The organism is bacterium (assembly GCA_024742285.1).
Lineage (GTDB): Bacteria > Myxococcota_A > UBA9160 > UBA9160 > UBA4427 > UBA4427.
In genome coordinates, this window is record JANSYR010000012.1 from 175,594 (window position 1) to 195,367 (window position 19,774).

17 protein-coding genes are annotated in these 19,774 nt (G+C 67.3%); 12 read left to right on the plus strand and 5 right to left on the minus strand.

Annotated elements, in window-relative coordinates:
- Positions 1-4: 4 nt before the first annotated feature.
- Entirely contained in the window at positions 5-841 is an 837-nt protein-coding gene (locus NXI30_20670) for a hypothetical protein (protein ID MCR9096644.1), read from the minus strand.
- Between the two features lie 622 nt (positions 842-1,463).
- On the opposite strand from NXI30_20670, the gene NXI30_20675 reads away from it, so the two are divergent.
- The 5 genes from NXI30_20675 to NXI30_20695 all read left to right on the plus strand — a co-directional run bounded on the left by NXI30_20675 (position 1,464) and on the right by NXI30_20695 (position 7,996).
- Complete coding sequence (locus NXI30_20675; GenBank protein MCR9096645.1) at positions 1,464-2,981, plus strand: OmpA family protein; 1,518 nt, start codon at positions 1,464-1,466, stop codon at positions 2,979-2,981.
- Positions 2,982-3,114: 133 nt separating this feature from the next.
- The gene (locus NXI30_20680; protein MCR9096646.1) at positions 3,115-4,722 is read left to right on the plus strand and encodes an arylsulfatase; all 1,608 of its coding nucleotides are present in this window, start codon (positions 3,115-3,117) and stop codon (positions 4,720-4,722) included.
- A 385-nt stretch (positions 4,723-5,107) separates the two neighbouring features.
- Positions 5,108-5,710 carry a hypothetical protein gene (locus NXI30_20685; GenBank protein MCR9096647.1) on the plus strand — a complete coding sequence of 201 codons (603 nt, stop codon included), beginning with the start codon at positions 5,108-5,110 and terminating at the stop codon, positions 5,708-5,710.
- Positions 5,711-5,841: 131 nt separating this feature from the next.
- Complete coding sequence (locus NXI30_20690) at positions 5,842-6,840, plus strand: hypothetical protein (GenBank protein MCR9096648.1); 999 nt, start codon at positions 5,842-5,844, stop codon at positions 6,838-6,840.
- Positions 6,830-7,996: a hypothetical protein gene (locus NXI30_20695; GenBank protein MCR9096649.1), complete on the plus strand. Its 1,167-nt coding sequence runs from the start codon at positions 6,830-6,832 to the stop codon at positions 7,994-7,996. The genes NXI30_20690 and NXI30_20695 overlap by 11 nt, the downstream gene beginning before the upstream one ends.
- Positions 7,997-8,026: 30 nt before the next feature.
- Here NXI30_20695 and NXI30_20700 read toward each other — a convergent pair whose 3' ends face one another.
- Complete coding sequence (locus NXI30_20700; protein MCR9096650.1) at positions 8,027-8,695, minus strand: hypothetical protein; 669 nt, start codon at positions 8,693-8,695, stop codon at positions 8,027-8,029.
- A 126-nt stretch (positions 8,696-8,821) separates the two neighbouring features.
- Here NXI30_20700 and NXI30_20705 point away from each other — a divergent pair, with 126 nt between their 5' ends.
- The gene (locus NXI30_20705; protein ID MCR9096651.1) at positions 8,822-8,992 is read left to right on the plus strand and encodes a hypothetical protein; all 171 of its coding nucleotides are present in this window, start codon (positions 8,822-8,824) and stop codon (positions 8,990-8,992) included.
- Between the two features lie 133 nt (positions 8,993-9,125).
- Here the strand turns inward: NXI30_20705 and NXI30_20710 are convergent, their stop codons facing one another.
- Positions 9,126-11,978, minus strand: coding sequence for a hypothetical protein (locus NXI30_20710; GenBank protein MCR9096652.1), 2,853 nt, complete (start codon positions 11,976-11,978; stop codon positions 9,126-9,128).
- Positions 11,979-12,462: 484 nt separating this feature from the next.
- Between NXI30_20710 and NXI30_20715 the strand changes: the two genes are divergently transcribed.
- Complete coding sequence (locus tag NXI30_20715; protein MCR9096653.1) at positions 12,463-13,263, plus strand: hypothetical protein; 801 nt, start codon at positions 12,463-12,465, stop codon at positions 13,261-13,263.
- A 484-nt stretch (positions 13,264-13,747) separates the two neighbouring features.
- Here NXI30_20715 and NXI30_20720 read toward each other — a convergent pair whose 3' ends face one another.
- On the minus strand, positions 13,748-13,930 hold the full coding sequence (locus NXI30_20720; protein MCR9096654.1) for a hypothetical protein: 183 nt from the start codon (positions 13,928-13,930) through the stop codon (positions 13,748-13,750).
- Between the two features lie 242 nt (positions 13,931-14,172).
- Between NXI30_20720 and NXI30_20725 the strand changes: the two genes are divergently transcribed.
- The 3 genes from NXI30_20725 to NXI30_20735 all read left to right on the plus strand — a co-directional run bounded on the left by NXI30_20725 (position 14,173) and on the right by NXI30_20735 (position 16,120).
- Positions 14,173-14,442, plus strand: a complete 270-nt coding sequence (locus tag NXI30_20725; protein ID MCR9096655.1) for an amidase family protein — start codon at positions 14,173-14,175, stop codon at positions 14,440-14,442.
- A 41-nt stretch (positions 14,443-14,483) separates the two neighbouring features.
- Positions 14,484-15,338, plus strand: coding sequence for an alpha/beta fold hydrolase (locus NXI30_20730; GenBank protein MCR9096656.1), 855 nt, complete (start codon positions 14,484-14,486; stop codon positions 15,336-15,338).
- A gap of 77 nt (positions 15,339-15,415) precedes the next feature.
- On the plus strand, positions 15,416-16,120 hold the full coding sequence (locus NXI30_20735; GenBank protein ID MCR9096657.1) for an SDR family oxidoreductase: 705 nt from the start codon (positions 15,416-15,418) through the stop codon (positions 16,118-16,120).
- A 48-nt stretch (positions 16,121-16,168) separates the two neighbouring features.
- Here NXI30_20735 and NXI30_20740 read toward each other — a convergent pair whose 3' ends face one another.
- The gene (locus NXI30_20740; protein ID MCR9096658.1) at positions 16,169-16,468 is read right to left on the minus strand and encodes a DUF3014 domain-containing protein; all 300 of its coding nucleotides are present in this window, start codon (positions 16,466-16,468) and stop codon (positions 16,169-16,171) included.
- Between the two features lie 475 nt (positions 16,469-16,943).
- Between NXI30_20740 and NXI30_20745 the strand changes: the two genes are divergently transcribed.
- Both NXI30_20745 and NXI30_20750 read left to right on the plus strand, forming a co-directional pair.
- A complete protein-coding gene (locus NXI30_20745; protein MCR9096659.1) occupies positions 16,944-18,074 on the plus strand; it encodes a thrombospondin type 3 repeat-containing protein in 1,131 nt (376 codons plus the stop codon).
- Between the two features lie 338 nt (positions 18,075-18,412).
- Positions 18,413-19,753: a DUF4071 domain-containing protein gene (locus tag NXI30_20750; GenBank protein MCR9096660.1), complete on the plus strand. Its 1,341-nt coding sequence runs from the start codon at positions 18,413-18,415 to the stop codon at positions 19,751-19,753.
- The last annotated feature ends 21 nt before the right edge of the window (positions 19,754-19,774 follow it).

Genomic DNA, 19,774 nt, shown 5'->3' on the forward strand with positions numbered 1-19,774 from the left:
GGAGCTAGTTCTCGTCCCGGCGCTGCTGGGGCACGAGGAAGGCTTCGCGTAGGTCCGCGCGTTCGAGCTCGACGTCGATTCGAAACGGGCCCTCTCGCATCACGAAGCGCCAGGGCAGACGATTCTCTGCATCGAGAGAGATCTCGGCGACGATCGTGGTTTCATCGAGCTTCCCGGCGATCGGACGACTCACGACGGCGAATCGTTCCACGGGCACCGAACCGCGGCGACGGACCGACCGCCCTCCACGCACGATCTGGTAGTCGACGCGCGCGGTGCGCGTCCCGCGCGGCTCCACTTCGACCCGATAGAGCGTCTTGCCCAGGAAATAACAGGCTCGAGACTCCTTGGATCGGACCGTCGTCGCGGCGGGTCCCCAGGTGAGCCACCAGGCGAGTGCTGCGGGACTCGAGACGACGGGACAGCCGAGCGCCTCGGCGTCATAGGCGTGGAAGGTCTCCTGGCCAGCAGGCCAGCGCTCCGGGAACTCGAGGGGCTGACCGGGACGCGGCTTCCGCCGAATGCGCGCGACCCCCCGCGGGCCGAACGCATACGACTTGAGGTCCGGACGAGGTCCCATCGAGAGCTGGCTCAGACGACGTACGACGCCCGTCATCGGATCGAACCGCGCGCGGAGGCGACTGGACTTGTCCGATAGCAGGCGTGCGTCCAGGGTCGTGCGCAGCTCCGTCCTCCAGTCTCCGCGACCCGGGTCTGCGGCCGTGACCTCCCCCTCCGGCAGCTCGGTCTCGATCTCGAGCTCGGCGGAGAATCGCGCCAGCCAGTTCCGGCCTTGGAATCGCAGGGTCCGCCAGGCGTTCGCCGGCTCGCCCGCAGACACGCTCCCTCGCTCCGCCTCCCGCGTCTGCTTCCGTGCCTCCTCCCGTAGAAGGGGGGCGCCCGCCGGACCGTCCGTGGAGGCGGCCGACGCCGCTGGAATCGCGCCCGGAGTCGGGAACGAACCCAGGGCGATCGCCAGGGCGACGGCACGAGCGTACCGGCGGTGGACGCGCCACCGCTCTACGGAGCGTCTCGGGCGGATGGAAGCCTCACTTGCGATTCGGGACGTCGTGCGCTCCCGGTCCGTGGACGCGCTCGGCGTCGGGGGACGAGTTCATGCCGGATCGACCGTGGGCGGGAAGTTCGACCGTTCGGCCCACGATCGCCAGGCCTCGAGCACCGCGTGTGCGTGAATACCCTCGCTTCTCAGCCGATGCCGCGCGACGGTCCGGATGACTTCGGTCGGCGAGGGCCTGCGTTCCGCCCGATCGCCCGTTGGCGGCGCTTCCCGGAGCGCCTGTCGACCCGCAAGGATCCGCCGTTCCAGAAGGCGTGCGAAGCCGCCTGCGAGGGGTCGCGACGCGTCGAGGCGCCATTGCTGACCCGGTTCCAGAGCGTATCTTCGGACAGCCTTTGCCGGCGGGGACGCGCTCCCTCGCCCGAGCAATCCAGGAGGGCCCGTCATGCAGATTTCCCGATCCCACCCGTTCCCGCGCGTGACCGGATCAGCACACGGATTCGTCACCCCGTGGATCGTCGGGGTTTCCCTGATCGCGTTCGCCCTGGGCTCCGTGTCGTGTGCCTCGAGCGGGACGTCCATTGCCGACGCGCAGGTCTTCGCCGAGAACGCGGCGGTCGCCAGCCTGAACACGCAGCTCGAGACGGCCCGCGCCGCCGGCCACGACGTACTCGCCCCCGACGGCGTGAACGCGGCCAGTGAGCTCCTCGACCAGGCCATCGCCGAGGCCCGCGAGGGCAATCAGACCGGCGCCGGCAAATTCGCCGAGAAGGGTCTGGCCCGACTCGCCAAGGCGGCCGAGGACTCCGAGACGGCTTCGGAAGCCCTGCGCGACGTGTTGGCCGCGCGTCGGCGCGCCGCCGAAGCAGGCGCCGAGAGTCTCTTGAGTGATCGCTGGGAGGAGGCCGAGGAGCAGCTCGTCGAGTCGGCCAGCCTGATCGAGGAAGGAGACCTCGAGGGCGCGATGGACGAGACGCCCGAGCTCATCGAAGCGTACTCGGCCCTCGAGCTCGAGGCGCTGGAGTCGGATGCCACCGCGCTGGCCCGCGCCGCGATCGACGCCGCGCGCGACGCGGATGCCAAGGACTATGCGCCGCAGACGTTCAAGCGTGCGAGGAAGGAGCTCGAGATCGCGACCGGCATCCTCGAGACCGACCGAAGTCGCGTCGAGGCCGCCAACGTTCACGCCCGGCAGGCCTCCGCCTTCGCCGCCCGGAGCCAGTACATCGCGGCGCTCGCGAAGGAATTCGAACGGCGCGACTACGACCGCGAAGAGGTGATCCTCTGGTACCAGGAGCAGCTCTCCGAGGTCGCGAAGCCGCTCGGTGACGAGATCGCGTTCACGCAGCCCAATCACGAAGTGATCACCGGAACCCGCCTGCGCATCGAGGAGCTCCTCGCGGCCAGTGAGCAGATCGAAGAGGTCGCGCTCGCCGTGCAGGCCGAGACGCTGGAGGCCGAGGCCCGGCTCGCGATGGAGTCCGCGCAAGAGGCGCGCTACGACCGGGTCCAGCGACTCTTCAGCGAAGACGAGGCCGTCGTTTCGCGTCGCGGCAAGAACGTCGTGCTCTCGACGTACGGCTTCGAATTCGCGGTGGGTGACAGCGAGATCGGGTCCTCGAACTTCCCGCTCCTGAACAAGATCTCGCAGGCCATCGAGGAGTTCGGCGATCCCTCGATCATCGTGAGCGGGCACACGGACGCGACCGGGAGCGACTCGCTCAACCAGCGCCTGTCCACGGAGCGCGCCAAGAAGGTCGGCGACTTCCTCGTGCAGATCGGCAAGCTCGAACCCGCTCGCGTGAGCACCCGCGGTCTGGGCGAGACGCAGCCCCTCGCGTCGAACGAGACGGTCGCGGGACGAGCACGCAACCGACGCATCGAGATCCTGATCGTGAACGATCCGAAAGATCTCATGGGCAGCGACCTGCCGGCCGTGAGTGGCGCACCGCCGTCGAACTGAATCGATACGGTGCGGCGAGCGACCCCGCGAGGGGTCGCTCTCGCGCCCTCGGTCGGCGCAACATCGCGCGGGGGGCGTCCTGCGTCGGGTTCTTCGACTCAACGCACGGCGCGCGTACGTCCCGGAGCACAGCATGATTCGGTTCGATCGCGGACTCGTCCTCGCCATCACGGCGCAGCTGGCCTGCGCGCTCCTGGCGTGTGCGATGCCCATGAACGGCGGACACCCCTCGACCGCGATTTCCCCCTCGCTCCCGGCGACATCGACCCCGTCCCGTCCGAACGTCGTGATCCTGCTCGCGGACGACCTCGGCTGGCGCGACGTCGGCTACCACGGCGCCCGGATCGAGACGCCCAACATCGACGCGCTCGCCCGCGAAGGCGTCGAGCTCGATCGATTCTACGTCCAGCCCGTCTGCACGCCGACGCGGGCCGCCCTGATGACGGGTCGCTCGCCCGTGCGTTCGGGGCTCGCGTTCGGCGTCACGCGTCCGTGGGACTACTTCGGGCTGCCCGTCGGCGAGCGGCTGCTCTCCGAGGCCTTCGGCGAGGCGGGCTACCAGACCGCGATCGTCGGGAAATGGCACCTCGGTCACGGGCACGAGATGTACACGCCGAATCGGCGAGGATTCGACCACTTCTACGGTCATCTTCTCGGGGCGCTCGACTACTACACGCATTCGCGCGCGGGCGGGATCGACTGGCAGCGAAACGGCGAGACGATCCGCGAAGAGGGATACGCCACGGATCTCCTCGGCGACGAAGCGGCGCGGCTGATCGCCGAGCGCGATCCCGCGCGGCCACTCTTCCTCTACGTTCCCTTCAACGCGCCCCATAGTCCCATGCAAGCGCCACAGGAGCTCGTCGAGCGCTACGCGGACCTCTCGAGTGCGCCCCATCTTCGCGCCCACGACGACTTTCTCGAGAAGGTGGCGGCTCGCCTGGGGCTCCCCCTCGAGGCGGCCTCGAAGATCCTCGATCCGCCCGGCGAGGCACCGCGCGCGGTCTTCGCGGCGATGGTCCACCGCCTCGACCTCGCCGTCGGCGAGATTCTCGGTGCGCTCGAAGCGGAAGGGATCGCCGACGACACGATCGTGTTGTTCTTCTCCGACAACGGGGGGCATGTGTCGCTCGGTGCGAGCAATGCACCGCTCCGCGGGGAGAAGTCGACCGTCTTCGAGGGCGGCATTCGCGTCCCGGCCGCCCTGCGCTGGCCCGCAGGACTTCGCGGCGGGAGGACGGTCGAGCAGACGCTTACGGTGATGGACGTGTTTCCCACGCTGCTCGCGGCGGCGGGTGTCGAGGACGCCGGGACCGCGCAGCTCGACGGCTTCGATCGGTGGGCCCAGATCGAGGGCGCCGAGCCCGAGGCGCCGGGAGAGATCTTCTTCGGCGCGAACGGCGTGCTCGGACGCCAGGAGGCGATCCGAGCCGGCCGTTGGAAGCTGATCCGCGATCGCGGCTTCGGAACCGGACCGCCGGAGATCCTGCTCTTCGACGTCGAAGCCGATCCGCTCGAGAAGGTGGATCGAGCGGCCGACGAAGAGACGCGGGTCGCCGACCTCGAAGCGCGCCTCGATCGCTGGGTGGCCCTGCATCCCCCGGGCGGCACGCTCGGCGTCCACTGGCCCCACCCGAGCTGGATCCCCCCGAGCGACTACAACGCGGCGCTGCGACGAGACACGCCGGTGGGCACCTCGGGCGAGGCGACGCCGCGGCGGCCGGCCCCCTCTCGCGACTGAAGACATCTCCGAGCAGGGAATCCGATCGAGCGAACAGGGAGCTCCGGGAGCAAACGAGGGGTTCGATGGTCCCCGCTCCTGATTCGCGTGGGGGTAGGACGTCCAGGCTGCGGTTTCGCCACCACCGCTGGGTCCGTTTCCGACTAGCGTGGGCTCGTGCGCGTGCTCGGAGACGCGGGGCGCGGCGCGTCTCGGACCGACCGCCTACCATCGCTCGGGTCTCAGGAAAGGAGTGCGCCACGTGATTCGTCGAAGTCGCATCGCAGCGTGGGTCGGCCTCGCGCTGATCCCTTTCAGGGGCTCGACCGCCGTCGCGGACCCGGGGGTGTTCCGGGCGACGTTGGATCGGCCGGCGCCGAGAGAGAGCTATTCCGGTCGTGCGGACGTGAGTGGCACCGAGCTGGTCGGGCTGATGCTCGGGGCGCCGGCCGTACTCAGCTTCCCTCCCGAGGTCACGGTCGTGCAACCGACGCCCGGTGAACCGTCGCGGCTCTGCATTCGGGTCGTCACGCGAGACGGTCTCTTCTGGTCCGACAATCCCTTCGACATTGCGGCGTCGCCGTCGGCCTCCGTCGTCGCTGGGCCGATTTCCGTCGACGAGCGCCGACTGCTGTCGCGTTATTCGCCCGAGCAGGTGCTGGTGCGCGCTGCGGTGCCGCAGGGCGGGAAGTGCAGCGACCTGTCCGCGGTGCGGGTGTACGCGCCGGCGCGCGGAGACGACGCGGGGGGCGACGTGCTGCGCGTCCAGCTGAATACGCACGGGCTCCAGGCACACGCGCGGCTGCTCACGCGTGAAGACACGCCCGAGGTCATCAGCTCGACGGCGTGTGGCTCGGTCGACAAGGAAGTGGCGGTCGCGGCGGATCGGGAGTGCGTGCTCGACGTCTCCAGCCCGAAGGCAACGGGGCTGGTCGACCTGCACGTCGTGATCCTCTCGCTCGAACGTCGACACCTCCACTATCCCGTGCGACTTCCCGGCCGGCCGTGAGCGACGACCGACCGGGATCGATGTGGGTTCGGATCCGACGCCGACTCCGTCCCTGCTGCGCCTGGTGCGCGCGCGCGGCCGAGCGCTCCTGGCGTCGGGCGGGTCGCGATATCTGTGACGCCATCGGCGACATGCTGCGGCTCTCCCCGATGCTCGTGTTCGTCGTGGGAGCGGCGTTCCTGACGCTCGTCCTCTTGCCACGGCCCCAGACCATCATGGCGATCGAGGCCGGGACCGAGACGGTCGCCTTCGAAGTGGACAATCCGCAGGCGGCGACGATCGGATCGGTCACCGGTCTCGTGTCGGTCGTGCGTCCGAACGCCGACGTCTTCGAAGACGCGGCGACGCCAGAATGTCGCAAGGGTCGTCTCGAGCCCTCGCTCGGCACGCGCATCCGCTATCGCCGCACCTCCGACTCGCGGACCGAGATCGTCGTCGAGACGCTCGGTGTCGAAGGCGTCGCAACCCGGTTCGTTCCGGAGAGCGGCGCCGTCGCGATGCTTGGTCCGGGTAGCCTGATCGTGATCGAGTCGGACGGGAAGCGCTCGACCTGCCGCGCCGACATGCCGCCGCTGCCGATCTGGGGCGCCGCGGAGATCGGAGACGAGGGCGTCATCGTGGGCGGGTCGGGTCGCGCCGGCGCCTTGATCTCCGCCACGGTCAAGATCTACGCCCGCGCGCTGGAACGGATCGGCCCCTTCCGATTCGCCCCGGGGCTGTACCTCGCAGGCGAGATCGACGTCCTGCCCGGTTCGCGCATCGTCGAGGACCACCCGGTCGAGGGACGCCGGCCGGCGGCCTGGGTCGGCTCGGCGCGCATCGATTCGTTTCGAAGGGACGAGCTGTCCGTCGCCGTGACGACGAGCTCGCCGACGCTGAATCTCTATCGGGCGGGCTTCGAAGGGGCGGACACGCTGGCCGTGAGCGCGCTGGTCCAACAGTTCAAGGACCCCGGCGTCGTGCGCATCCAGTTCATGCTGGGCGTGCTCTTCGCGGCGGTGAATTTCTTGTTCGGATTCCTACGGACGGCCGACGTGGCCGAGGCCGTGGACGGCGCGGCGAACGCTGAGCGGCGGGACGCCTCACGCGACTCGGACCGGGCCGAGGGGAGGGATCGAGATGATGATTGACGCGCGCGTCGTGCGCCTGTCGACGATCGCACTTCCGCTCGTGGCCTGTCTTCTCGCGACGCCGACGTTCGCCGAGCTGGTGGGGGTCCGGCTCTCGAGCGCAGACAGTGGTCAGGGTTGGCTCTTCGGTCCGCCGAGCGACGGACACTGCTGGCTCGCGACACCGGCCCACGTGCTGCGGCGGGCCGACGGGGCGCTCGAGCGCGGCATCGTCGGCTTTCGAGACGGCACCGAGGCCCAGATCGCCGACGAGCCGGTCCAGCCCGTTCCCGCGATCGACCTCGCGTTCGCGCGCGTTCCCTCCGCTGGACCGTGCTTCAGCCGTCTCGGGTTGCCCGAGGCGACGCGCCTGATCGAGGCGGCCGAGGACGTCCAGCTCAAGGCGATGAGCGGGGGAAACGTGAAGGGTTTCGTCGTCACGACCGTCGAGCACGACGCGCGCCGCGGCTACGTGACCGTCCGCTCGCGCAGCGAGGGCGACCGGCTGATGAAGGGGTTCAGCGGCGCGGTCCTCGAGGACACACAGTCGGGGATCGGCATGTCGAACGTCCCGCTCGCGATGCTGCTGAGCGTCTGCACGCCGAACGATGTCGTCGACCCGTTCGCCGAGTCCGACGCACCGACCTGTGACGGCGCGAGCCGCTACGGCATCGCGCTTCGTTTCGATCGGATCCGGTCGGTCTTCGACACCCACGTCGGCTCGCGCCCGGTCGCTGGGTCGCCGTCCGGCGGCGGTGTCGTCGCCGGCGGAGGCGGCGCGAAGACCGTCCGCCTGCTCGGAACGCGCGGACGCACCGTCGACGCCGAATCCGGACCGGGCAACGCGATCGACGCCCCGGACCTGGGCGCGTGCTGGTCCGCGACGACGGATCCGAAGCGGCGCATCGCGCTTCGTATCGCGCCGAATGCGCCGATCTCACGCATCTCCGTACGCGCATGTGCCTACGACGCGACCGGTCTGCCGGACGGCGTCCAGATCAAGCGGCGAACGACGGGCGACCGCGACTGGTCGAGCGTGCGCTACTGCCGTCGAGGCGCCGCGGGCGTGCCCGCGATCGCGTGCGCCTTCGCCCCCTTCGCCGCCGACGAGGTCGAGCTCGAGTTCCATCGTCGCGGCGGCGACAAGATGTCGATCGGCTACGTCGAGATCGAGTAGCCACGCTTCGCGTGGGCCGCGCCGGCCACCTCAGAGCAGGTCGAGCACCGCGGTCGCGCGCGTGTTGTACGGGCACGACAGCAGTCCCACCAGCTTCCCGTCGTCGCCGAGCTCGGCTGAAAGGGAGCAGTTGGCGTAGTGGGTGACGGCGCACTTGCTCGTCATGGTGAGTTCATCGCCCGAAATGGTTCCGGAGAACGAGTAGGCGTCGTTGGGCGTCGCAACGCCGACCATGCAGGCTCCCTTGATCTTGCCGGTCGAGTAGTCGTACTCCAGGACGCGCATCGGCATCACGCTGGAATAGCCGGCGAGCATCTTGGCGTGATTCTTGTACTGGCTCCTCACCGCTTTGATCTTCTGCTCGGATTGTCCGGCCTCCTCGAGGGCTTTCTCGAACCCCGGCGATCGACTCAGCTTGAAGCTGAGCGTCTCGCGCCCCTTGAGCGCGCCGCGCAAGGCGAGCGTGCGGAGATCCGAATCCGTGCTCTGGAGCGCGGTGCGAAGCGCGACGCGTCGGATCGTCGCGTTCTCGGACTGGACCGCCTCTTCGTAGGTCACGAGTCGGATGATCGGATCGGGATCGTTCAGTCCGTCGGAGAGCGCGACGAGCTGGTCGCGCATGGATTGTGCCGAAGCGGTTCCGGCGGTGACGAAGAGGACGACGAGCAGAACGGTCGTCCGGGCGGCGGAAGCGGGCATCGATGGGCTCCTCTGCGGGTTCCGGAGCCCAACGCTTAGCAGCCGAGAGGCCAGCCTGCCGCGCCCAGGTCGACCCGCCCCCCCCCCCGCGATACGGACAGCGCCTACTGCTCGATGCCAGCACGCGTGTCCTCCAGCCACGCCGGCAGCTCGATTCGGGGGATTCGGGAGTCGCTCCGCGCCGCGCTCGGCGACCGTCTCGTCGAAGCCTTCGGGATCGGCCGGGAACGATCGCGGGTCGCCCATCATGACCTCGAAGCGCTCGACGCCTTCGAGGCCCGCGATGAAGGGGCCTAAGGGGGCGCCCTGCTCGAGGGTGATGGGCATGAGGGCGGTGCACTTCATCCACGCGCGCGGAACGGTCGACGACGGTATCGGCCTCGCTTCCCGCAGAGCGCGAACGCGACCGCAGTGGGTCTTCAACGAGCTGCTAGCGCACGCACGGGCTCTCGAGGGGGTCATTGGCATAGTCGGCGTCGAAGGTGATGGAGACGGTCACGATCCGTCCGGGGTCGACCGAGCTCGCCAGTTGCCCGCTCATGACGCCCGTGGCCATCTCGCCGTCCGAGCTCGTGATGGAAATCGAGGGCGCGGCGAGGCCCAGACTGGCGCCGAGGCTCGGGTTCCACGAGAAGCTCTCGCCGAAGGGAGGGGGGCTCGGGATCTGGACGGACATGCTGCTGATCGTGCCCGGCAGATCCCCCACGCGCGCGGCCGCAAGACTCGCCGTGAAGAAGGGACTCGGGAAGCCGCCGCCGATCACGTCGCCGAAGCTCGAAACGTCGACGACGGAGATCTCCCAGTCGCTGTCGAGGTCGATCGTCGCGAGCGTGCCGCCGAAGCTGCCGACTGCTGCACCCGAGGCGTTCGCCTGGAAATCGCACGCCTCGATGACGTGCTCGAGCGGCTCCGCGTAGCTGTTCCCGATCTCGACCGGAAGGCTTCCCAACGTCGGTGGAAAACGCAGCTTGGGGTCGATTCGTAGCGTCTCCCCTGGCTCGAGGTCCTCGGGCAGAAAGACCCGCATCGGCATCGTACTTCGCCAGCGATAATCCTCGGGTGGCCCGACGGCCACCATCGTGTCCTGAGAAAGGGGCAGATCGCTCTCCAGATTCACACCGTCCCGATCGGCGCTGATGAAGCTGATGGTCTCGAGGAACTCGTCGGGGTCGCCCGGAACGATCAGGTCCTCGAGCTCGAAGCCCTGGACTTCGATCGTGAATCCGAAGCCGTCCGCTGGTAGTCCGTCGCCCAGGGTCCCCGTGAAGTCCTTCGGCAGAACGGTGCCGTCGGTTCCGGCGGGCAGGAGCGTGTCGGGGTCGAGAATCGTGAGGATTTCGCGGAGGCGTTGGTCGGCACCATCGAAGGCGTAGAGCAGCTCTGCGGGTTTCTCGTTCTCGTCGATCCAGGCGGTCAAGTCGGCGGCATCGATATCGCCGTCGCCGTCGGGTCCGCCTTCGATGTCCACCCAGTCGCAATCCGGGTTGACCTGCGGATCCTCTCCCAGGCAGGACTCCGCCTCCTCGACGGTCGTGTCGAAGCAGAAGCCTTCTTCGCAGGCGATCTCCCATGCGCGCGAGGTGCGCAGCCCCTTGTCGAGTGCGAGCTCGAAGATCCGCTCTGCCGCAGAGGTGGAGACGTTGTCGTGAACGTACTCGTCCCAGCCCAGGAACACGGAGTGTCGACCCATCAACGTGTTCTGGAATCCCGGAACGCGACTGCTTCGACAGGCATCGAGCCAGACGAAGGCGTTCTCGAGCGCCTGAGGGTAGTGCTGCGTGAAGAAGTCGGGCGTCGCGTCGACAGAGAAGCGCCATCTCGAAGGCTCGCCCTGCGCCGCGATATTCTTCCAGGCACAGCCGATTCCTACGACAGGATTCGCGCCGGGCAGATTCGGGCGCGCCGCCTCCCTCAAGTCGGCGCAGTCGATTGCGAACCCACCCAGCGAGAGCGTTTGCATCGACAGCCGCGTGCCGTTGATCTCGCCCGAGATGGCGTCGCCGTGGGTGGAGACGAAGATCGCGTCGAAGTCGTCCCAGCCCACGTAGTCGTCGATCGTGACCTGATCGTCCACGTGGTAGACGATCTCCCCGTATTCGGGAAAGCTCGCCAGGGCGGCATTCGCGGCGACATCCGAGTCGTAGTTGAACTGGAAGGAGAAGGGCGCAAGGACGAGCGCGCGCTTCTCGCGATCACGACGCCCCTCCTGGTCTCGATCTCGCCCGACGACGCGGTGTCCCAGGGGCCGGCTCGTTCCCGGGAAGGAGGGGACGATCGGGTCCGTCGAGACGAAGGGCTCGCCGACCGGTCGAGACTGCGTCCGCGCGGCCTGTGCATCGTGGAAAACGATGGGTGGCGCGCCGACGAGCCGGAAGGCCAGCGTATGGCCTTCGAGAAACACGTTCGCGACGTCGGGCTCCGCCGCGATGAACGTTCCGACCTGAGAGAGACTCGCGCCCGCGTCGAGCATCGAGGCAGCCTGGGATCCGATCTCGTCCATGCGATCGGCCATGGCATCCGGAACCGTCGAGAGATCGCAGGGGTAGGCGTCGCGAACGCAGTCGAAGAGGGGCCCCGCATACTGGAAGGGCGGACCCACGACGTCGCCGAAAGCGGCGACGACCGCAGTCAGGTCGTCGGCGTCGACATCGCCATCCTCGTCGACATCCGCGGCGTCGCAGGGCGGACCCGCGGCTGGGTCGACGCCCTGGCAGGTGGCGACGAGAGACACGTCCTGCACGTTCACGAAGCCGTCGAGATTGGTATCGGGGTCCGCCAGCGCCGAACCGGCCAAGACCAGGCCGGCCAGGGTCGAGAACGCCATCGGAGAACGCGTTGCCCGCGAGCCGCTCCGCCGCTGAGTCGCGCGCGCCCGCGCCAGGAGGCCGAGAAGCACGAGCCCGGCGCTCGAGGCGATCAGGAAGCCGGGCTCCGGGACCTGGATCGTCGCGTTCCGTGCCTCGAGCAGGGGGATGCGTTCGCCGCCGGCCCCGGCCAGCACGACGTCTCCGAGGACGAGTTCCGTGACTCCCTGACCCGGGCCGGCCATCAGGCTGAGCGTCAGGAGCAGGCCGCTGGTCGTCGACTCCGAAGCGGTCGCACTCGCGACGGCGAAGTTCACGTCGGGCGCCTGGGTGTCGTTCTCGAGCAGGATCGCTCCGCCGCCGAAATAGCCCTCGTCGCTCGCTTGTTGCGGGAGAAGCAGCTGCGAATCGAAGTCGAGATCGAGCTCGATCCCGGCGACGCCCGACTCGGGAGCGATCTGGCTGATCCGAACCGCCACGTCGAACACTTCGCCGGGGGAAACCGATCGGCTCGGCTGTACACCGGGAGCTCCCGGATCTGCATCGACTTCGATGACGACCGCGACGGCCGGCGCTGCGAGGAGCAGGAGCGCGCCGCTCCACACGAGGAAGGCGACGGCGCTTCTCGACCCCCGCAGAAGACGAGCAACGCACGACGGGAGGGCGCGCGATGAACGCGCCCGGCAGGCTCGACGAGTCGATCTTCGGGTCATCACGGTTCTCCGGGTTCGACGGTTTCGATCGCCGCGGGCAGGCGACGATGGGTCGGCGTCACGGTCGATGGGATGGAGCCTACCCTCGCCCGATCGAGGGTCGTATGAACCGGTTCACACAATCGTGATCGTGCCGGAAGCCGGGGTCGGTCAGAGCACGCACACCCCTTTCGCTGAGACCGGAAATACCCCAGGGCGTGTCCGCGATCTGATAGGATCGTCGAGTCGGCACGCGAGAGGAGGCTCGATCATGAACGGGGTCCACTTCAGCGAGAGGTCCCGGGTCTCCGCGTTGCTGCGCTCGCTGGCGATCGTCGTGGTTGCGAGCTGCGCCATTGCGGGCCCGGCGGTCGCGCAGCTCCTCGTCCCGATCGATTCGGTCGCGAACGTGAGCGGCTCGATCACCAGCACGGTCGGCAACTGGTCCGATGCGCAACAGTCTCCCGATCTCGCGCCCAACATCCAGGTCCAGCAAGTGATCACGAGTCTGGGGGCCAACAGTCTCGTCAGCGCGAGCCAGAATCTCGCCCTCGACCTGATTCGGGTCGAAACCGGCTTCTTGGCCAGGACGAGCGGCTCGACTTCGAACGTCGCGATCGACCACGACTACACGCTCCGCTTCAGCCTCACGTCGGCGGCGACCTTCGAGTTTCGCAACGGGAACAACACCGGCGGCTTTCCCATCGCCTTCGCGCCCGATCCCGGCACGACCGCCTCGCTCGTCTACCGCCTCGAAGATGAAGGCGGATCCGTGATCTTCAGCTACGAGGCACCCAACGTGGCGAGCGGCGTGGCCGGGGTCTACGCGTCGGGGACCGTGCCCGCCGGGACCTATCTCTTCTCGGTCGTCGGTTCTGCGGAAGCCCTGGGCGACCCATGCTGTGTATTTCAGAATGCCCAGCCGCGCGGGAACGTGGCCCTCGATTTCGAGCCCGCACCCGACCCTCCGAGCGTGTCGGGTCTGGGCGTCATCGCGAGTTCGTTTCTCCTCGTCGCCCTCGTGGTCGTTGCCGCCTTCGCAGGGGAACGCCGGCGGGCGTTCAGCGACTGAATCACCTGGCGGGCGAGCGGCGGGCGCTACTCGGGTTCGCGTCATAGAGCCGAGGAGTCGAGGAACCGAGAGCAGTCCGGGCCTGGCGCCTGAAGTCGCGAGTCGAATCGACGGCGCAAGCGAACGGCTGAACTTGCCAACAGAGAAATCCGGCGATCGGCGGCCGGTCGACACGCGTTCCCACGGTTCGCATCATCGAACGCGCGTCGCGCAAGACCCCGCGGATCCACGCCTACTCCCCAATCGGAACTCAACGGCGTGGAGAGAGCCTCTGAAGAGAAGGACTCGGGGGCGAAGCGCTTCGAAGCGTACGTCGCCGAGCGCCCGCAAGCGACGACGATGGCGGTGGGGGGAGTCCAGGGCGAACTCGTCTCCAACGGCCGTTCCCTGTCCTGCAGGGAAGGAACGGGGAGCTTCGGCCGTTTCGGCACCAACGACGTCGACGCAGGGCATCCGCAAGCGGTCGGGGCGACCGGCCGCGATGTCACACCGTGGCCGTTCGGCCGCCCAGCAGCGAGAATCGTTGCAGGGGGGGCGATCCGACGGACGCGCCGAACTCGTCGTACGCGAAGAGGACGGCCTCGCCGGAGCGAGCGTCGCCATCCTCGTCGAAGAGCAGGGAGTCGAGAACGCGCTCGTCGACGGGATACGGGAATTCGATCTGCATCTGTTCGGCGGAATCGAGGAGATCGTCGTAGGCGCCGCGGTATACCCGACGCCGGCCGCGCTGCCCTGCTCCGGGTCATTCAGCCGGATTTCGTCCGAAGCCGTGAACTGCGCGTCGCAGAGAACGGGCGGACCGCTGACGGCGAGGTTCAACTGATCGGCGTTCAGGAGATCGAGTTCGAGGGCCCGGTCTCCTGGTACGCGAGCATACTCCGTCGACGTCGAGCCCATGGAACGGTCGATGTGTGCATGCGCCGCGGAGGCCCGTCCGGGAATCCCCGCGACGACGACGCGTTCATGGCGACCGCGAGCGCGGCCTCGGTCTTCACCGCGCTCTTCAACATGACCGGACAGCCGGCCATGTCCACGCCACGCCCGACGACCGATTCGGGCTTCCCGGTCGGCGTGATGTTCGCCGGCCGGCACGGGGACGAAGCGACGCTCTACCGTCTGACAGGCCAGCTCGAACGGGCGCAGCCCTGGATCGACCGAAGTCTGCCGGAGCTCGTCTAACCTTGGATCGCGGGCGATCCGCCCGGCCCAGAGGAGACCGCATGCCGGACTACAGCTTCGAAGCGACCAGCCGATTCGTGGACCTTCCCGAAGGACGACTCCACTACCACGAAGCAGGCGACGGCCCCTGCGTCCTCCTGCTCCATGGGTCTGGCCCGGGGGTGCGCGGCTGGGCGAACTTCGAGAAGAACCTGCCGGTGTTCGCCGAATCGTTCCGGTGCCTGATCATCGACTTTCCTGGCTACGGCGACAGCGACGCGGTGGCGGGTGATCCGATGTCGACGTGCGTCGGCGCGGCGGTGGGACTGCTCGACGCGCTCGGAATCGACCGCGCCCACCTGATCGGGAACTCGCTCGGCGGTGTGATCGGCTCCCTCGTCGCGGCGCAGCATCCGGAGCGGGTCGACCGCTTCGTGAGCATCGGTGGCATGGGCATGAACGTCTTCTCGCCATTCCCCGCCGAAGGCATGCGGCTCCTGTCGGCCTTCGCGGAGGAACCCAGCCGGGAGCGGCTGATCGACTGGCTCCACTCCATGGTCTACGACCCCGCGCTCGTGACCGACGCGCTGATCGAAGAGCGCTTCGCGCAGGCGATGGAGCCGAAGACGCTCGCCACCACGCAGGCCATCTACACGAAGCAGGCGCTCGGCGCGATCGCGCAGGGGCGGCGCACGAACCCGACGGCGGCCCTGGCCCATCTCGCCGCCATCCAGGCGCCGACGCTGCTCACCTGGGGTCGGGACGACCGCGTGACGCCGCTGGACGGAAGCCTGGTTCCGATGCGCCTCGTGCCGAACTGCGAGCTCCACGTCTTTCCGGACTGTGGCCACTGGGTGATGATCGAATGCAAGGAGGGATTCGAGTCCCTCGTGCTGTCCTTCCTGCAGCGGAGCTGAGCGCTGCGGGCGCAGGGTGCCGCGAATCGCGGCGGAGCCGATTCACACACTCCCTCGACCTCCGAGAGGAAGACCTCATGAAAGCCTGTGTCCTCACCGGCGCCGGTGGCGCCATCGGCGGCGCGATCGCGCGCTCCCTCGTCGACGATGGCTGGCGAGTCCTCGGCCTCGACCTCGCCTTCCGCGACGACGACGGGGAGCCGCCGCCCCTGTCCGAACGCGTCGTCTGCGACCTGACCGACGAGGCCCGGCTCCGGGACTGCCTGCGCGCCCTCGCCGAGGTCGAGCCCGTTCGCGGCCTCGTCAACTGCGCGGGGCACTATCCCGTCGAGGCATTCGCGGAGAGCGACTCGACCTCCTGGCGCCAGCAGATCGACGTGAACTTTCTCGCCCCCGCGATCACCTGTCACGCTCTGCTCCCCGGGATGATCGACGCGGGATGGGGACGCATCGTGAACATCACCTCGGACTCGAGTCGAACCGGCGCGTCGCGCCTGGCGGTCTACGCGGGGACCAAGGGCGGGCTGCTCAGCTTCTCGAAGAGCCTCGCCCAGGAGGTCGGCCGAACGGGCGTGACGGTCAACTGCGTATCGCCGGGCACGATCGAGGTCCCGACCACCGACCTGGACATGGCCGCCAAGCTCGCCCGCAAGATCCCGGTCGGCCGCCTCGGCGTCCCCGACGACGTGGCTGCCGCCGTGGCGTTCCTGATGAGCGACGCCGCCGAGTACATCACGGGCGAAGTCCTGTCCGTCGGGGGCGGACTCACGATGGCGAGCTGATCGGCGACGGGCCTCACGAGCGCACCGTGGGATTCGCCGGACGGGCGTCTACGGCGCGTTCGTCGCGGCGTCGAAGATCGCCCGTCGAAGATCCGTCAGATAGACCCGCATGCGCGTGTGGTTCTGCGGTCCGAGCCGCATCAGCTGTTTGTCGAGCGGGGGCACCGCCTCGAGCGCCGTGTCCGCGTACGGGTAGAGCACCGTGGGCTGGACGAGCACCGGGTTGCGTGGCGGCTCGGGCGCCTCGAGGGCGCGGTCGATCGCCTCGATCACGATCGCGCGCGGCGCCTCCTGGGTCCCGAGTTCGCGGAGAGCCGCCCCGAGGATCGGCTCGATTTGCGCGATCAACGCCGCCCCCCCTGTCCGCTATCGCGAACGTCGCTCGCGCAAGAGCCCGCGGATCCCTGGCTCTTTCTCGACCGCTAGCTCAGTGCGACAGAGAGCGTCTCTGAAAAGAAGTACTCAATGGCGGTGGGGGGAGGCTGGTGCGAAGTCGTCTCCGAGGACGCTTCCCTGCTCAACGGGGAAAGAACAGGGAAGCCCGCCCGATTTGCGCGGCGCAAATGCCGGACCAGCAGAGAATCCAGCGCAGAACCAGCCGGCTGGAAAGGAATTCCCTACGGGCTCGAACAGGGAACTCCAGAGGCGGAACAGAAAATCGATACGCGTATAGGAATAGTATGCGGCGTTCTCGCCACCGCCGATATCGGCGATTCTGATAGATGCCGTCCAGTCGGAGAGCAAACGGCCCTTGATGGGGAACTCACCGGCGCCGCTTCTTTCGAGTATTATGCGACGACTCCGCGCGAGGGGATAGCAACATATGCGTCTGTCTATCAGTATCATCATCCTTCTCGTCGTTGCTTCTTCAGCGGCGGCTGACATCTCGTCCGGGTCCGTGGAGGTGGTTTCCGGATCCGTTTCTTCAACTTGCGACATCACCGACGGCACCGGTGCGGCGCCAGACCCCACGATCGTATTCGCGGTCGAAGGGAACGGCTTCCGTACCGCACACGTCTCCGGTCGTTCGAGCCTCTGGATGCTTGGTGGCGAGCCGCTCCGGTTGACCGGATCAGATTCCGCCACAGTCTATCTGGGAGGGGTAGTCTCGCAGGGTGTTAGCCATACGATTGCGGATGACGCGTCGCTAATCGCCGCCTGTGGTGTGCACCCGGGGCTGGATGCTGCGCCCAACAATGGGTCGGGTGGTTCGATTTTCATCTATGAGGACGCCACGATCTCGCCATTCGGCGTGGATCTAGGAGATGATGCATATCTCCTGATGCTGGGAGGCACCGTTGCAAACGTCCTGGAGAACGGCGTGGATGCCGCCGGGGACGGAAGTTTCGCTCGTATCGAAGGCGGTACGATCACTGGCGGACAAGCTTCGCTGCGGGCTCTGCGAACTGCCGAGGTGCTCATCCTCGGTGGAACTTTCAACGGTGACTTCATCATCAATGACGACGCCAGAGTGACTGTCGTCGGCTCCGGATTCAACTTTCCTTTCGGGACGATCGTCGGTGGGGCAGGCGGTACGCCGAGTGGAACTCTTACAGGCACGCTCGCCGACGGTTCGGTCATCTCGGTCGACTTCAGCCTGGAGGACCATGAGAGTCGACTCGTCTTGCAATCGGGCACGCACCAACCGAGCCATCCGACGAACCTTCTCTGCAATGCGTCGGATGCGTCAATCGACGGCGACGACGACGGTTTGCTCGACGTCTTCGAAACGGCGACAGGCGTGTTCGTATCCATCTTCGATACGGGGACCAGCGCTTTGCTGCCGGACTCGGATAGCGACGGGATCAACGACGGAGACGAGGTGGCAAGAGGTTCGAACCCCAATAGTCCGCCCGCTGCCGTTCCGCTGTCGTCGATGTTGGGGTTGCTGATCGTCTCGGCTTGCGCACCAGCCGCTGGACTGTACTTGCTGAGGGACCTCAAGCGATCCTAGAAGCCCCGCCCAAAAGGGCGGTTTCGGCATCGGAATCGCTTCTTCCGCATCTGCCCGTAGTGTGCCAGAGCACAGCCGACGAATTTCGCGAGCAGATTCAACGCGCTGAGAACACGGTGGGAGCTCCGACCTCAGACGATTCTGGCACGCCCTGGCCGGGCTAGCGTTAGTCTCTGGGTCGCGACTCGACCGTCTCGTCTACGAGGAATCGTCGACCCGACGGGAAGCCGCAGTAATCTACAAGTCGAGCGTAAATGCTGGAGGCTGAAATGGGCCCGAGGCCGCTTTGTTTCGTCGTCATGCCCTTCGGCAAGAAGCCCGATCCTACGGGTCGAGGCATGATCGATTTCGATCGGATCTACTCCCAGTCGCTGGCTCCAGCGATCGAAGACGCCGGGCTCGAGCCGATTCGTGCGGACCATGAGCGTACGGGCGGAGTGATTCACAAGCCGATGTTCGAGCGGTTGCTCTTGTGTGATTTCGCGATCGCCGATCTGACGACCGCGAACGCGAACGTCTTCTACGAACTGGGAGTTCGTCACACCGCGAGGCCGGCGACGACCTTGACGATCTTCGCGGATCATCAACCCATTCCGTTCGACGTGAACTTTCTGAGTTCCGTTGCCTACGACCTCGGTGAGAACAATCGTTTCGGCGACGAACAGGCGACGGCACTTCGGACGGTCGTTGCCGACAAGTTGGTGGATCTGCGGAGTCTGGCTGCCAAGCAGTCCGCCGTCGACAGCCCGCTCTTCCAGCTATTGGACGAGTGGCGGCCCAGCGACATCGCCCGATTGAAGGCCGACGTTTTCCGAGATCGCGTACAGCTGAACGAGACGTACAAGCAGCAGCTAGGGGCCATACGTGAGAAGGCAAAGAATGAGGAGTCGCGTCAAGACGCCATGGACGAGCTCGCCGAGATTCGAGGAGGCCTTCCGTCCTTCGATGCCGTCGACGCGGGGACGACGATGGATCTCATGCTCACCTATCGCGCCCTCGAGGACTGGGATGGGATGATCGCGGTCGTCGAGGACATGCCGCAGACGCTCAAACGTCAGGTGTTCGTGCGTGAGCAGCTGGGCTTCGCGCACAATCGCCGGGCTGGCGAAACGAAGAATCCGGCGGATCGAGCAGAAGCTCTGAGAGTTCTTTCCGAAGTCGAGGACCAGCAGGGACCCAGCTCCGAGACCTGCGGGCTGATCGGGCGCATCCACAAGGACAGCTGGAACGCGGCCCTCGAGGCGGGCGATCCTCTCGGCGCCGCGGGGCACTTGAAGATGGCGATCGCGGCCTACACCCGCGGATTCATGGCGGATCAACGGGATGCCTACCCCGGAATCAATGCCATCACGCTACTCGACATCAAGGGAGACGAGCCGTCGTTGAGGCAGAAGGAGAGACTCCTGCCCGTCGTCCGGTTCGCGGTCGAGCAGAGACTCGAGGGTCGTCAGCCGGACTATTGGGATCATGCGACGATGCTGGAGTTGTCTGTCCTGGGGGGCGACGCCGAGTCGGCGAACGAGAGTCTGGCCGATGCGCTCGCGGTGATCAGGGAGACGATGGAGCCTCGGTCGACGGCGAACAACTTGAGGATGATTCGGCGAGCGCGCGAGGAGCGCGGTGAGTTGCAGGACTGGCTGGGGCAGGTGATCGAGGAGCTGGAGAAGAGGGCCGGTTGACGGACATTCGCCGTCTCGATC

Coding starts and splice junctions, on each gene's coding strand:
- NXI30_20675 (MCR9096645.1), top strand. CDS start 1,464: ATGCAGATTTCCCGATCCCACCCGTTCCCGCGCGTGACCGGATCAGCA.
- NXI30_20680 (MCR9096646.1), top strand. CDS start 3,115: ATGATTCGGTTCGATCGCGGACTCGTCCTCGCCATCACGGCGCAGCTG.
- NXI30_20690 (MCR9096648.1), top strand. CDS start 5,842: ATGCTGCGGCTCTCCCCGATGCTCGTGTTCGTCGTGGGAGCGGCGTTC.
- NXI30_20695 (MCR9096649.1), top strand. CDS start 6,830: ATGATGATTGACGCGCGCGTCGTGCGCCTGTCGACGATCGCACTTCCG.
- NXI30_20700 (MCR9096650.1), bottom strand. CDS start 8,695: ATGCCCGCTTCCGCCGCCCGGACGACCGTTCTGCTCGTCGTCCTCTTC.
- NXI30_20715 (MCR9096653.1), top strand. CDS start 12,463: ATGAACGGGGTCCACTTCAGCGAGAGGTCCCGGGTCTCCGCGTTGCTG.
- NXI30_20720 (MCR9096654.1), bottom strand. CDS start 13,930: ATGCAGATCGAATTCCCGTATCCCGTCGACGAGCGCGTTCTCGACTCC.
- NXI30_20730 (MCR9096656.1), top strand. CDS start 14,484: ATGCCGGACTACAGCTTCGAAGCGACCAGCCGATTCGTGGACCTTCCC.
- NXI30_20735 (MCR9096657.1), top strand. CDS start 15,416: ATGAAAGCCTGTGTCCTCACCGGCGCCGGTGGCGCCATCGGCGGCGCG.
- NXI30_20745 (MCR9096659.1), top strand. CDS start 16,944: ATGCGTCTGTCTATCAGTATCATCATCCTTCTCGTCGTTGCTTCTTCA.
- NXI30_20750 (MCR9096660.1), top strand. CDS start 18,413: ATGATCGATTTCGATCGGATCTACTCCCAGTCGCTGGCTCCAGCGATC.